General features: G+C 60.2%; 10 protein-coding genes. 4 read left to right on the top strand and 6 right to left on the bottom strand.

The features are described from left to right. Positions 1-106: 106 nt before the first annotated feature. Complete coding sequence (locus ACR809_RS18465; RefSeq protein ID WP_048333047.1) at positions 107-1,675, bottom strand: ABC transporter substrate-binding protein; 1,569 nt, start codon at positions 1,673-1,675, stop codon at positions 107-109. Between the two features lie 205 nt (positions 1,676-1,880). Here ACR809_RS18465 and ACR809_RS18460 point away from each other — a divergent pair, with 205 nt between their 5' ends. Continuing rightward, positions 1,881-2,576, top strand: coding sequence for a GNAT family N-acetyltransferase (locus ACR809_RS18460; protein ID WP_110226059.1), 696 nt, complete (start codon positions 1,881-1,883; stop codon positions 2,574-2,576). 120 nt (positions 2,577-2,696) lie between these two features. Here ACR809_RS18460 and betA read toward each other — a convergent pair whose 3' ends face one another. Genes betA through betI form a run of 3 tightly spaced genes read right to left on the bottom strand, consistent with a single transcriptional unit; the run spans position 2,697 to position 6,448 of the window. Continuing rightward, positions 2,697-4,361 (bottom strand): choline dehydrogenase, encoded by a 1,665-nt coding sequence (betA, locus tag ACR809_RS18455; protein ID WP_004142489.1) that lies wholly within the window; start codon positions 4,359-4,361, stop codon positions 2,697-2,699. A gap of 13 nt (positions 4,362-4,374) precedes the next feature. Beyond that, entirely contained in the window at positions 4,375-5,847 is a 1,473-nt protein-coding gene (gene betB / locus ACR809_RS18450; RefSeq protein WP_004178943.1) for a betaine-aldehyde dehydrogenase, read from the bottom strand. 13 nt (positions 5,848-5,860) lie between these two features. After that, positions 5,861-6,448, bottom strand: coding sequence for a transcriptional regulator BetI (betI, locus tag ACR809_RS18445; RefSeq protein WP_004151671.1), 588 nt, complete (start codon positions 6,446-6,448; stop codon positions 5,861-5,863). A 128-nt stretch (positions 6,449-6,576) separates the two neighbouring features. Here betI and betT point away from each other — a divergent pair, with 128 nt between their 5' ends. Further along, a complete protein-coding gene (betT, locus tag ACR809_RS18440) occupies positions 6,577-8,610 on the top strand; it encodes a choline BCCT transporter BetT (RefSeq protein WP_004142478.1) in 2,034 nt (677 codons plus the stop codon). A gap of 45 nt (positions 8,611-8,655) precedes the next feature. On the opposite strand, the gene ivy is transcribed toward betT, so the two are convergent. Beyond that, entirely contained in the window at positions 8,656-9,102 is a 447-nt protein-coding gene (gene ivy / locus ACR809_RS18435) for an Ivy family C-type lysozyme inhibitor (protein ID WP_004178946.1), read from the bottom strand. Positions 9,103-9,326: 224 nt separating this feature from the next. On the opposite strand from ivy, the gene ACR809_RS18430 reads away from it, so the two are divergent. Beyond that, positions 9,327-10,583 carry a mechanosensitive ion channel family protein gene (locus ACR809_RS18430; RefSeq protein WP_004147504.1) on the top strand — a complete coding sequence of 419 codons (1,257 nt, stop codon included), beginning with the start codon at positions 9,327-9,329 and terminating at the stop codon, positions 10,581-10,583. Here the strand turns inward: ACR809_RS18430 and ACR809_RS18425 are convergent. After that, positions 10,580-11,473 (bottom strand): LysR substrate-binding domain-containing protein, encoded by an 894-nt coding sequence (locus tag ACR809_RS18425; RefSeq protein ID WP_122051484.1) that lies wholly within the window; start codon positions 11,471-11,473, stop codon positions 10,580-10,582. The genes ACR809_RS18430 and ACR809_RS18425 overlap by 4 nt on opposite strands. A 254-nt stretch (positions 11,474-11,727) precedes the next feature. On the opposite strand from ACR809_RS18425, the gene ACR809_RS18420 reads away from it, so the two are divergent. Next, positions 11,728-12,333: a glutathione S-transferase family protein gene (locus tag ACR809_RS18420; RefSeq protein ID WP_122051483.1), complete on the top strand. Its 606-nt coding sequence runs from the start codon at positions 11,728-11,730 to the stop codon at positions 12,331-12,333. The last annotated feature ends 7 nt before the right edge of the window (positions 12,334-12,340 follow it).

The raw sequence follows: 12,340 nt of genomic DNA, 5'->3' as shown, positions 1-12,340 counted from the left end.
TCCTGGTATATCAGCATTGTACCCGGCGGCGCGATGCCGACCGGGCCCGGGTGAGGAGTCGGTCATCCGGGCAGACAAGGCCGCCGTACCCGGTGACAAAACCCGCTTACTTGGTCACGTTATCGTACCAGACCATGTCGGCGTTCAGTCCCTGCTGATAGCCCTTCACGTTGTCACGCACCACGATCTGGGTTTTCCCCTGGTCAATAAAGACGTACGGCGAATGCTGGAGCAGGGTTTCCTGCATCGTTTTGTACAGGTCGAGGCGTTTCGCCGGGTCCGGCTCCGCCACCGCGGCGAGGGTGGCTTTATTCAGCTCAGGGATCTGCCAGCCGTTGAGCCCGGCCACGGTGCTGGATTTACCATCGTTCCAGGCAAAGGCGCTGGCATTGGAGTGGGCATCAAAGTAGTCGGGGATCCACAGGCGGATCGCCGCCTGATGCTGCTTCGCGCGCACCCGGGCATAGACCTGGCTGCCGGCGGCGGGTAGCAGATCCACCTTCACCCCGCCCTGGGCAAAGCTGGCCTGCAGCGATTGGGCGATGGTGATAAACGGCGGTTTATTCTCCACATCGAGGGTGAAGTGGGCATCCTTAATGCCCGCTTTATCGAGGATAGCCTTAGCTTTTTGCGGGTCAAAGGTGAACGGATTAGTCTCCAGCGCCCCCGGCAGGCCGGCCGGCAGGAAGCTTTGGTGAATAAAGTACTGGCCTTTCAGCAGATTTTTGGTGATGCCATCATAATCAACCAGCCAGCGCGCCGCCTCCCAGAAGGCCGGATTATTGAGCAGCGGGTTGGCGCTGTTGGCGGTATTAAACACCAGGTAGTTCTGCTCGGCGGACGGGATGCTCAGCACCTTCACGCCGGGTTTATCCTGCAGGGCGGCAATCTGGTCAGCGCCGAGATCGCGCGCCACGTCGGCATCCCCCTGCTGGATCAGCAGGCGGCGGGAAGCCGGGTCGGGGACGTTTTTAATAATGATGCTCTTGATCTTCGGCGCGCCGGTGGGGGAGCTGGCGTTGGCCTCCAGCACGATGGCCTGATGCGGCTGGTAGACGCGCATTTTATAGGCCCCGCTGCCCGCCGAGTGCATCTTCAGCCAGTCGTTGCCGAAGTCATTATTTTTCGCGTTCGGCGCCACCTGTTTTTCATCAACGATAGAGGCGATGGGGGTGGAGAGAATATTCAGCGCCACCGCCGGGCTGACGTCGGCGGTCCAGTGCAGCGTCAGGGTATGGTCATCAACCTTTTTCAGCTGGCTGGCGATGTTGTCCGGCTGCCAGCCGAGCACGTTGAGAATAAACGCCGGCGATTTATTCAGCGTCACCGCGCGGGTGTAAGAGAAAATCACATCTTCCGGGCGCAGCGGATTACCGGAGGCGAATTTGGCATCCGGCTTCAGTTTAATGGTCAGGGTTTTCGCCGCCGGATCGGCCTGCCAGCTTTCGGCGAGGATCGGTACGATTTTTTCAGGGTTGTTGCGGTCCGGCTGCACCAGACGCTGATAGAGGCTGGGGACCGTCTGAATGCTGGAGAGTTCGTTAGCTTCCGCCGGGTCGAGGCTGACGATATCGTCGAGACCCTGGGCGACCACCAGCGTGTTGGGCGGCGTGGCGGCATGCGCGGCGGCGGAGAGCGCCGACAGTAGCAGTAAAGGCAACAGTTTTTTGGTCATGTGCAATCCCTGAAGAATGGTTATTTTATTGTTTTATGCCTCGCTACGTTAGGCCGCTTGCCATAAGGCGTAAAGTCAAAATAAGGATATCCTTATGCTAAAAACGCATATTCAAGAACGACAGGTTATTGCCGGTCGCGCAGAAGCGCCTTTCTCCGCTGCGGGGTTCTTGCTATAACGCATTGTCTATTGCGAGGAGGTGGGTGTGCCGGAAATCAATGAGTATGGCCAGCAGGTGAACGACCTGGTCCCTGGCTGGCAGGGGGCGCAAGTCCTGCGGCGGACGGCGTTAAATGGCCGTTTTTGCCGCCTGGAGCCGCTGGACGTTGACCGTCATGCGGCGGATCTGTTTGCCGCCTATGCGCTCGGCGACAACAGCGACTGGACGTGGCTGGCGTCTACGCGGCCGGAGAGCGTGGCGGCGACCGCCCACTGGATCGCGGGCAAGGTGAATGATGATGCCCTGGTGCCGTATGCGGTGGTTGACCTGCGTAGCGAGCAGGCGGTGGGCATTGTCAGCTATATGGCGATCGAGCGGGAAATGGGCACGGTTGAGATCGGCCATGTCACCTGGTCGCGACGGATGAAAAACACCCCGCTGGGTACCGAAGCGGTCTGGCTGCTGCTCACAAACGGCTTTGACCATGGCTATCGTCGGCTGGAGTGGAAATGCGATTCGATGAATGTCGCCTCGCGCCGCGCCGCCGAGCGGCTGGGCTTTAGCTGGGAAGGACGTCTGCGGCAGAGGCTGGTGCGTAAAGGGCGGACGCGCGACAGCGATATGCTGTCCATCATCGACGGCGAGTGGCCTGCGCGCGATGCGGCGCTGCGGGCGTGGCTGGCGGCGGAGAACTTTACTGCCGACGGTCAGCAGATTAAGCGCCTGGAGGCGTTTCGCTAACATCAACCTATGGGGTCAAAACCCGGAACGGCACCCCGGTCGCGCTGCGCTTACCGGGGCTACGTTACATCGCCTCAGGGTAGGCCGGGCAAGGCGTAGTCGCCGCCCGGCATTGACCTGTTAGCGGCGAACCGGCGCGTCGCCAGCGACATAATACGTCGCGGTGCTGCGCGGCAGCGGCTGGCGGCCGCGAATGGCGTCGGCCATCTTCTCGCCGATCATAATGGTGGTGGCGTTGAGGTTGCCGGTGATGATCTGCGGCATGATCGAGGCGTCGACCACCCGCAATCCTTCCAGACCGTGGACGCGGCCCTCGCCATCGACCACCGCCATCTCGTCGTAACCCATCTTACAGGTCCCGCACGGGTGGAACGCGGTCTCGGCGTGGTTGCGCACAAACTCATCCAGTTCGGCATCGCTCTGGCATTCTATTCCCGGACTGATTTCGCGACCGCGATACTTATCCAGCGCCGGCTGGTTCATGATCTCCCGGGTAATGCGGATGGCGTCGCGGAACTCCTGCCAGTCCTGCTCATGGGACATATAGTTAAACAGGATCGCCGGATGGGCGTGCGGGTCGCGCGACTTCAGGCGCACGTGGCCGCGGCTGGGCGAACGCATCGAGCCGACGTGGCACTGGAAGCCGTGCTCTTTCACCGCGTTGGAGCCATTGTAGTTAATCGCCACCGGCAGGAAGTGGTACTGAATGTTCGGCCAGGCGAACTCTGCGCGGCTGCGGATAAAACCGCCCGCTTCGAACTGGTTGCTGGCGCCGATGCCGGTGCCGCCGAACAGCCACTCGGCGCCGATCTTCGGCTGGTTCCACCACTGTAGCGCCGGGTAGAGCGATACCGGCTCTTTGCACTCGTACTGCAGATACATCTCCAGATGGTCCTGCAGGTTCTCACCCACGCCGGGGAGATCGTGCACCACCGGGATATCGAACTGCCTGAGCAGCTCCGGGTTACCCACGCCGGAGCGCTGCAGGATCTGCGGCGAGGCAATCGCCCCGGCGCACAGCAGCACCTCTTTGTTGGCCGTCGCTTTTGACGGGATCGTGCTCTCTCCCTCCAGCCACTCGACGCCCACCGCGCGCTTGCCGGCAAAAATAATGTGATCGGTCAGCGCATGGGTGCGGATGGTCAGGTTCGGGCGACCGCGCGCCTGGTCGAGATAGCCGCGGGCGGTGCTGGCGCGACGGCCCTGCGGCGTCACGGTGCGGTCCATCGGGCCAAAGCCTTCCTGCTGGTAGCCGTTGAGATCGTCGGTACGCGGATAGCCCGCCTGCACCCCGGCTTCAACCATCGCCTCGAAGAGCGGATTATTGCCCGGCTTCGGCGTCGTCACGCTCACCGGGCCATCGCCGCCGTGGTAGTCGTTAGGCCCGATATCGCGGGTTTCCGCTTTCCGGTAGTAGGGCAGGCAGTCGAGATAGCTCCAGTGTTCCAGACCCGGCTCTTTGGCCCAGTTATCCAGATCCATCGCGTTACCGCGAATGTAGCACATGCCGTTGATCAGCGAGGATCCGCCGAGCCCTTTGCCGCGTCCGCACTCCATGCGGCGATTGTTCATGTACGGCTCAGGTTCGGTCTCGTAGGCCCAGTTGTAGCGCTTGCCTTGCAGCGGATAAGCCAGCGCGGCGGGCATCTGGGTGCGGAAATCGAACCGGTAGTCAGGGCCGCCGGCTTCCAGCAGCAGGACGGTGGTGTTTGGATCTTCAGTCAGTCGTGTTGCCAGAACGTTGCCGGCGGAGCCGGCACCAATAATGATGTAGTCAAATTGCAAAAAAACCTCCCGGTTAAAATATGGACTGGAATTTACCCATCTCAACCTGGATGGACTTCACCTGGGTGTAACTCTGCAGCGTCATCACGCCGTTCTCGCGGCCAATGCCGGAGTGTTTGTAGCCGCCAACCGGCATTTCCGCCGGGGATTCCCCCCAGCTGTTGATCCAGCAGATGCCGGCTTCCAGCTGGTGGATAATTCGGTGAGCGCGGTTGAGGTTGGGCGTCACCACGCCGGCGGCGAGGCCGTATTCGGTGGCGTTGGCGCGGCGAATGACCTCCGCTTCGTCGGCATAGCTGAGGATCGACATCACCGGGCCGAAGATCTCTTCGCGCACGATGGTCATCTCGTCGCTGCAATCGGTAAACACCGTCGGGGCGACCCACGCGCCGTTATCGAAACCGTCGCCTTTCAGCGCCTCGCCGCCGCACAGCAGGCGCGCGCCTTCGCGTTTGCCGCTCTCGATATAGCGCAGAACGTTGTCGCGATGGGGGAAGCTGACCAGCGGGCCGAAGTTGGTGTCATCGGCAAACAGATCGCCGGCGCGGATGCGGGCCACCCGCTCGAGGATCTTGTGCTCGAATTCCGCCTTCCGTTTCGCCGGGACAAACACCCGGGTGCCGTTGGTGCACACCTGGCCGGAGCTGTAAAAGTTGGCCATCATGGCAATATCGGCGGCGAGGTCGAGGTCGGCATCGTCGGCGATAATCAGCGGCGATTTGCCGCCCAGCTCCATGGTGACCTCTTTCAGTGATGAAGCGGCCGAGTTGGCCATCACTTTTTTGCCGCTGGCGACGCCGCCGGTGAAGGAGATTTTGGCGATGTCCGGATGCTCGGTCAGATACTGGCCGGTTTCCGCGCCGATCCCTGGCAGGACGTTAAACACCCCGTCCGGCAGGCCCGCTTCGCTGTAAATTTCCGCCAGCTTGAGGGCGGTCAGCGGGGTGACTTCGCTCGGTTTGAAAATCATCGCATTGCCAGCGGCCAGCGCTGGCGCCGATTTCCACAGGGCGATCTGGATCGGGTAGTTCCACGCGCCGATCCCGGCTACCACCCCCAGCGGTTCGCGACGGGTATAGACGAAGGAACTGTCGCGCAGCGGGATCTGGCTGCCTTCCAGCGCCGGGATCAAGCCAGCATAATACTCCAGCACGTCGGCGCCGGTGACGATATCGACGGCGGCGGTTTCGCTGAGAGGTTTCCCGGTATCCAGCGTCTCCAGTCGCGCCAGCTCGTCGTTGCGCTGGCGCAGAAGGTCGACGGCGCGACGCAGGATACGCGAGCGTTCCATGGCGGTCATCGCCGCCCAGATTTTTTGCCCACGCTGTGCGCTCTCGACGGCGCGGTCGACATCCTCGCGTCCGGCAGCCTGAACGGTCGCCAGCACCTCGCCAGTGGCAGGGTTGATGGTCTCGAAGGTGCGACCGCTGGTGGCCGATGTATAACCACCATTAATATAAAGCTGCTGTTCTGCCATTCGGGACATAACGCCTCCTCGGTTATGGGTTCGGTAAATGCTGACGAATAAAGTGGCTGGTCAGCGACTGCGCCAGCGTTTTATCCAGCGGTTTGCCGCTGAGCGCCGCCCGCAGCCACAGGCCGTCTATCAGCGCCGCCAGCCCGTAGCCGGCCTCCTGCGCCTGCTCGCGCGGCAGCTCGCGGCGGAATTCGTACACCAGGTTCGACAGCAGGCGACGGCTGCTGACCTGCTGTAACCGATAAAGCATCGGCTGATGCATGCTGCTGGCCCAAAAGGCCAGCCAGGCCTTCATCGCCGCGCTGCTGATCTGCGTCTCATCAAAGTTGCCGCCGACAATCGCCTGCAGGCGCTGGCTGGCGCTGCCGTCCGGCAGAGCGTGCAGACGGTTGAGCACCGCGTCGCGCAGCTGGCTGGTGATGTCGCGCATGGTCGCCTCCAGCAGACCATTTTTGTCTTTGAAATAGTGACTGATGATCCCCGTCGATACGCCCGCCCGCCGGGCGATCTGCGCGATGGTCGCGTCGTGCATTCCGACTTCATTTATTGCGTCCAGCGTGGCGTCGATCAGCTGCCTGCGCCGGATCGGCTGCATCCCCAGTTTGGGCATTTTTGCCACTCCATTCATCAGCGTTGGTTAACTATTAAAGCGGTTTTTGATTGGACGTTCAATATAAAATGTGTCTTAATTGTTGCGGATTTGGATTTTAATAGTTACAAAAACAGTGGGGATACTGGATGACAGATCTTTCGCAAAGCAGAGAAAAGGACAAAATCAATCCGGTGGTTTTTTATACCTCGGCCGGACTGATTTTGTTGTTTTCCCTGATGACGATCTTTTTTCGCGATTTTTCTGCCGAGTGGATTGGGCGCACCCTGGACTGGGTGTCGAAAACCTTCGGCTGGTACTATCTGCTGGCGGCGACGCTGTATATCGTCTTCGTCGTCTGCATTGCCTGCTCGCGCTTCGGCTCGGTGAAGCTCGGGCCGGAGCAGTCAAAGCCCGAGTTCAGCCTGCTGAGCTGGGCGGCGATGCTGTTCGCCGCCGGCATCGGCATCGACCTGATGTTCTTCTCAGTCGCCGAGCCGGTGACGCAATATATGCAGCCGCCGGAAGGGGCGGGGCAGACCATCGAGGCGGCGCGCCAGGCGATGGTCTGGACCCTGTTTCACTATGGCTTAACCGGTTGGTCAATGTATGCCCTGATGGGCATGGCGCTGGGATACTTTAGCTATCGTTATAATTTACCTCTCACCATCCGCTCGGCGCTGTACCCGATTTTTGGCAAACGGATCAATGGGCCCATCGGCCACAGCGTCGATATTGCGGCGGTGATCGGCACCATCTTCGGCATCGCCACCACCCTCGGTATCGGCGTCGTGCAGCTCAACTACGGTCTGAGCGTGCTGTTCGATATTCCGGACTCGCTGGCGGCGAAAGCGGCCCTGATTGCGCTGTCGGTGATCATCGCCACCATCTCGGTCACCTCCGGGGTGGACAAGGGCATCCGCGTGCTCTCCGAGCTGAACGTCGCCCTCGCGCTGGGGCTGATCCTGTTCGTGCTGTTCATGGGCGATACCTCCTTCCTGCTCAATGCGTTAGTGCTCAACGTCGGCGACTACGTCAATCGCTTTATGGGCATGACGCTGAACAGCTTCGCCTTCGACCGGCCGGTGGAATGGATGAACAACTGGACGCTCTTTTTCTGGGCGTGGTGGGTGGCCTGGTCGCCGTTTGTGGGCCTGTTCCTGGCGCGCATTTCGCGCGGGCGCACCATCCGCCAGTTTGTGATGGGCACCCTGATTATTCCCTTCACCTTTACCCTGCTGTGGCTGTCGGTGTTCGGCAACAGCGCGCTGTATGAGATCATCCACGGCGACGCGGCCTTTGCCCAGGAGGCGATGGCCCACCCGGAGCGCGGCTTCTACAGCCTGCTGGCGCAGTATCCGGCGTTTACCTTTAGCGCGTCGGTGGCGACCATCACCGGTCTGCTGTTTTACGTTACCTCCGCCGACTCCGGCGCGCTGGTGCTGGGGAATTTCACCTCGAAGCTGAAGGACATCAACAGCGACGCCCCGAACTGGCTGCGCATCTTCTGGTCGGTGGCCATCGGTCTGTTGACCCTCGGGATGCTGATGACCAACGGCATCTCGGCGCTGCAGAACACCACGGTGATCATGGGGCTGCCGTTCAGCTTTGTGATTTTCTTCGTGATGGCCGGACTGTATAAATCTCTGAAAGTGGAAGATTACCGCCGGGTCAGCGCGAGCCGCGACACCGCCCCGCGCCCGATGGGCCTCCAGGATCGTCTGAGCTGGAAGAAGCGCCTGTCGCGGCTGATGAATTACCCGGGCACGCGCTATACCAAACTGATGATGGAGACGGTGTGCTACCCGGCGATGGAGGAGGTGGCCCAGGAGCTGCGGCTGCGCGGCGCGGCGGTGGAACTGAAGAGCCTGCCGCCGGAAGAGGGTGAGAACCTTGGCCACCTCGATCTGCTGGTGCACATGGGCGACGAGCAGAACTTTATCTACAAGATCTGGCCGCAGCAGTACTCGGTGCCGGGCTTTACCTATCGGGCGCGCAGCGGGAAATCCACCTATTACCGGCTGGAGACCTTCCTGCTGGAGGGCAGTCAGGGTAACGACCTGATGGACTACAGCAAAGAGCAGGTGATCACCGATATTCTCGACCAGTACGAGCGGCACCTGAACTTTATCCATCTGCATCGGGAAGCGCCGGGGAACAGCGTGATGTTCCCGGATGGCTAATCAGGGAAGCCCCCGTCGGGGAAAGGCTGACGGGGGCGATGGTCGTTACTGGTAGTTAAAGGCGTCCGGGTGGTTGTCGAGGCTGCCGCTGAGGGCGGCAAACAGCACGGTTTTGCCATCGATGGACAGGGCATCGCTGACGTTAAGCCAGGTCAGCTTCTCCTGGTCGGTTTTTTCATCGACCACCGAGTAAACGCCGGACATCTGTTTGCTTTTTTCCGACCAGATCACCGCGATACGTTCATGGCCGCAGTCGTGGGGTTTGCAGGCGCTTAACACCTGCCAGGATTCGCTACCCAGTTTCACCGTCTGCGCGGGCGAACCGGTGCCGCCGGTGGTCACCCAGGCGGGCAGCTGATGGCCTTTGACCATCTGGTTAAACGACGCCCGGGTGGCGGCATCGTGAGCCAGACTGTTCAGCGTGACATCGCCTTGCGCCATAACGCTGGCGGAGGCGGCTAAGGCGACGATAGCGGTAAGAGCTTTAAACATGTTTCCTCCTGGACTTATTCCGTCCTCATAACAAGCCTCTTTATAGTGAGCGTAGAGAATGATTAATGCAAACTCTGACATATTTTCTGTGAATGATTAGAAGCGGTGCGCGCATGGACGTTACGCTAAGCGATATGCCATGATGCGGATTGATTTATTTTCCAAATATATGCCCTTGGGATAAAGCAGTTAGCGAAGTGGCATAGTTATTCAGGCGATAAAGCATGGCGTATGTGAATCATCTACTGACGTTTATTGAGAGTAATCCGGCGCTGGCGGTGGGGTTTAATCTTATTCTGCTGCTGCTCTCCGGCATATTTGCCCATCTTTTATGCAAGTTCTTGCTGATTAAAGTGGTGCGTAAGGTCTTCTTTAGTAGCCACAAACAGGATGTGCCGCTGGAGAAGGATCGACGCATCGCCGAAAAGCTGTCCAATTTCATTCCGGTTATTATCGTCTATTACGTTCTGCAGTTTATGCCGGCGATGCCGGCATCGCTGGTGACGGCGATTAATACTATCTGCGGGATCTTGTTTTTTATTTTTATGTCGGTGTTTTTCAACGAGATGCTGGATATTGTCAACAGCTCCTATCTGCGAAAGACCAAACGTAAAAATCATTCCATTAAGGGCTATATCCAGATAGGCAAAATCTTAGTCCACATCCTGGCGGCGATTATGATCCTCGCCGTGATGTCGAACAAATCGCCGATCATTATTATCTCCAGTCTGGGGGCCGTGGCGGCGGTACTGATGATCGTGTTCCAGCATACTCTGCTGTCGCTGGTGGCGAACGTTCAGCTGTCGTCCAACGACGTGCTCCAGCTGGGGGACTGGATTGAAATGCCTGACAAGAACCTCAGCGGTGAGGTGACGGATATCGCGCTGCACACCATTACCATCCGCAACTGGGACAATACCATCTCCCGTATCCCGACCAAGAATTTCCTCACCGAGACCTATACCAACTGGCAGGCGATGTTCTCCTCCGGGGCGCGGCGGATCATGCGCAGTATCGCCATCGATCAACACTCGGTGCGTTTTCTCGACCAGGAGATGCTCTCCTCGATGCTGACCATCCGCGGGGTGAGTGAGCCTCTGGCGACGCTGCTTGACGGCCGGGATCCCGGCGGCGTGGCCGACCGCTGGTTTGTCGATAACGGGCTGACCAACCTGACCCTGTTTCGCCACTATCTGATGCACTATCTCGCCGAGCGGCCGGATATTATTAAGGAGATGTACATTGTGGCGAGAACGCTGAAACCTTCGCCGTCGGGCATCCCGCTGGAGATTTACTGCTTCACCACCTCAACGCTATGGAAAGACTACGAAAACACCCAGTCGGCGATATTTGAGTACATTACTGCGGTGGCCGGACAGTTTTCCCTGCGCCTCTATCAGTATCCCGCCGGGCACGATTTCTGGCGTCTCTCCCAGGAGCACGCCGCCCGGACGGGCCTGCCGCCGTCGGCCGAAGGCTAAGCGCTGATATGCTGGCGCCAGAGGGCGATCTCCTCCTCCAGCCAGGCGATGAACCGGGCGACTTCCGGCCGGTTCTCCGCCTGCGGGGAGACGGTTAGCCAGTAGTGCCAGGGGTAGGGGACGGTGACGGCGGTGAGCTGCACCAGCTCGCCGCGGGCTATCGCCCCCGCCACCAGGGAGCGCCGCTCCAGCGCCACGCCGGCCCCCAGGCGGACCGCCTCCAGCACCAGATTGGAGTCGTTCAGGCGCAGGCCCGCGGGGACGATCGGCTTTTCCAGCCCCGCCTGGCTGCACCAGGCGTTCCAGGACTCCATGGAAAAAATAATATCGCTGGCGGCGATCGCCTGCGGGGTGGTCGGCAGGTTACCGCCGCGATAGCCGGGGGCGGCGACCACCAGCTGTTCATCGGCAAACAGATGCCGGCTTTCCATTCCCTCCCAATCGCCTTGCCCCATGCGAATGGCCAGATCGATACCCTCCTGTTGCAGGTTAACCACCGCCAGGCTGGTCAGCAGGCGCACCGCGATCTGCGGATGCCGCGCCTGAAAGCGCGCCAGCCGCGGCAGCAGCCAGTGACAGCCAAAGGAGGGGAGCGTCGCCAGGGACACTTCCAGGGTGCGGGGTTTGATCTGCACCATGCGCGTGGCGTCGGCGATGTGCTGTAACGCCTCGCGGATTTGCAGGGCATAGAGCCGTCCTTCTTCCGTGATGCGCACTCCGCGGCCGTGGCGGATAAAGAGCGTGACGCCGACCAGGGCTTCCAGCTGTTTGATGTGCTGGCTGACCGCCGAATGGGTCACGCTCATCTCGTGGGCGGCCTGCGTTACGCTGCCGAGGCGCGCCACCGCCTCAAAGCTGCGCAGGCTGGCGACAGGGGGAAAATCTGCCATGGTGATCTCTTAGTCAGTGAGTCGATACGTTAACGTTACTACCGGGTTAGCGGGTTTTATAGCCGCCGCGAACAGGCTGAAAAGGGGGCTAAATGCTGCCTCAGTCGGTATAGCACAAGGGGGAGTGGAGGGCTACAGCGAGTCGCCTATCTGTTAGTTTTACTAACCCTTGCGGTAAGTATCTGGTGATATTCGCGGCATCGGTTTTCCAGTAAGGTAAAGCCGCAACCTCTTTATCGCAGGCAGGAGTGACGATGAAACTCATTGGTATGATGGATTCACCTTATGTAAGACGCGTGGCGGTTTCTCTGGCGCTCTATGGCGTGGAATTCGAGAGCCTTCCGCTATCGGTCTTTAGCGGCTTTGACGAATTTTCCCGCATTAATCCGGTGGTCAAGGCGCCGACGGTGGTGCTCGATAACGGGACGCAGCTGATGGACTCCACGCTGATCCTCCACTATTTCGAAACGACCAATCCGGCCGGGCGCCGGCTGCTTCCCGCGCATCCCGAGGCGCTGGCCCGCGATCTGCACCTGCTGGGGGTGATCCTCGCCGCCTGTGAAAAAGCGGTCCAGCATGTTTATGAGCACCGTCTGCGGCCGGAAGAGAAGCAGCATCAGCCGTGGATAGCCCGGGTGACCGGCCAGCTGCTGGCCGCCTGTCGGGAGTGGGACGCCCGGCTGGCAGACCGCGCCGTCGCCGCGCAGCCGGATCAGGTGATGGTCACCAGCACGGTGGTCTGGTCCTTTATCCAGTTGATGATCCCGGCGGTGGTGTCGGCCGCGGCGTTTCCGCATATTCGCGCGCTGGCGGAGAAGGGGGAGGCGCTGCCGGCGTTTCAACAGTATCCGCTGGGTTAACGGCAGG

It is taken from the genome of Klebsiella sp. CD33 (assembly GCF_051992865.1).
In the GTDB taxonomy this organism is placed as follows: Bacteria; Pseudomonadota; Gammaproteobacteria; order Enterobacterales; family Enterobacteriaceae; genus Klebsiella; species Klebsiella pneumoniae.
The sequence above is the reverse complement of the archived record's forward strand: the minus strand, read 5'-3'. Positions and strand labels throughout refer to the sequence as shown.

Bases quoted from the DNA above. Each gene is read 5' to 3' on its own strand.
- ACR809_RS18420 (WP_122051483.1), top strand. From the start codon at position 11,728: ATGAAACTCATTGGTATGATGGATTCACCTTATGTAAGACGCGTGGCG.
- ACR809_RS18425 (WP_122051484.1), bottom strand. From the start codon at position 11,473: ATGGCAGATTTTCCCCCTGTCGCCAGCCTGCGCAGCTTTGAGGCGGTG.
- ACR809_RS18430 (WP_004147504.1), top strand. From the start codon at position 9,327: ATGGCGTATGTGAATCATCTACTGACGTTTATTGAGAGTAATCCGGCG.
- betB (WP_004178943.1), bottom strand. From the start codon at position 5,847: ATGTCCCGAATGGCAGAACAGCAGCTTTATATTAATGGTGGTTATACA.
- betI (WP_004151671.1), bottom strand. From the start codon at position 6,448: ATGCCCAAACTGGGGATGCAGCCGATCCGGCGCAGGCAGCTGATCGAC.
- betT (WP_004142478.1), top strand. From the start codon at position 6,577: ATGACAGATCTTTCGCAAAGCAGAGAAAAGGACAAAATCAATCCGGTG.
- ACR809_RS18465 (WP_048333047.1), bottom strand. From the start codon at position 1,675: ATGACCAAAAAACTGTTGCCTTTACTGCTACTGTCGGCGCTCTCCGCC.
- ivy (WP_004178946.1), bottom strand. From the start codon at position 9,102: ATGTTTAAAGCTCTTACCGCTATCGTCGCCTTAGCCGCCTCCGCCAGC.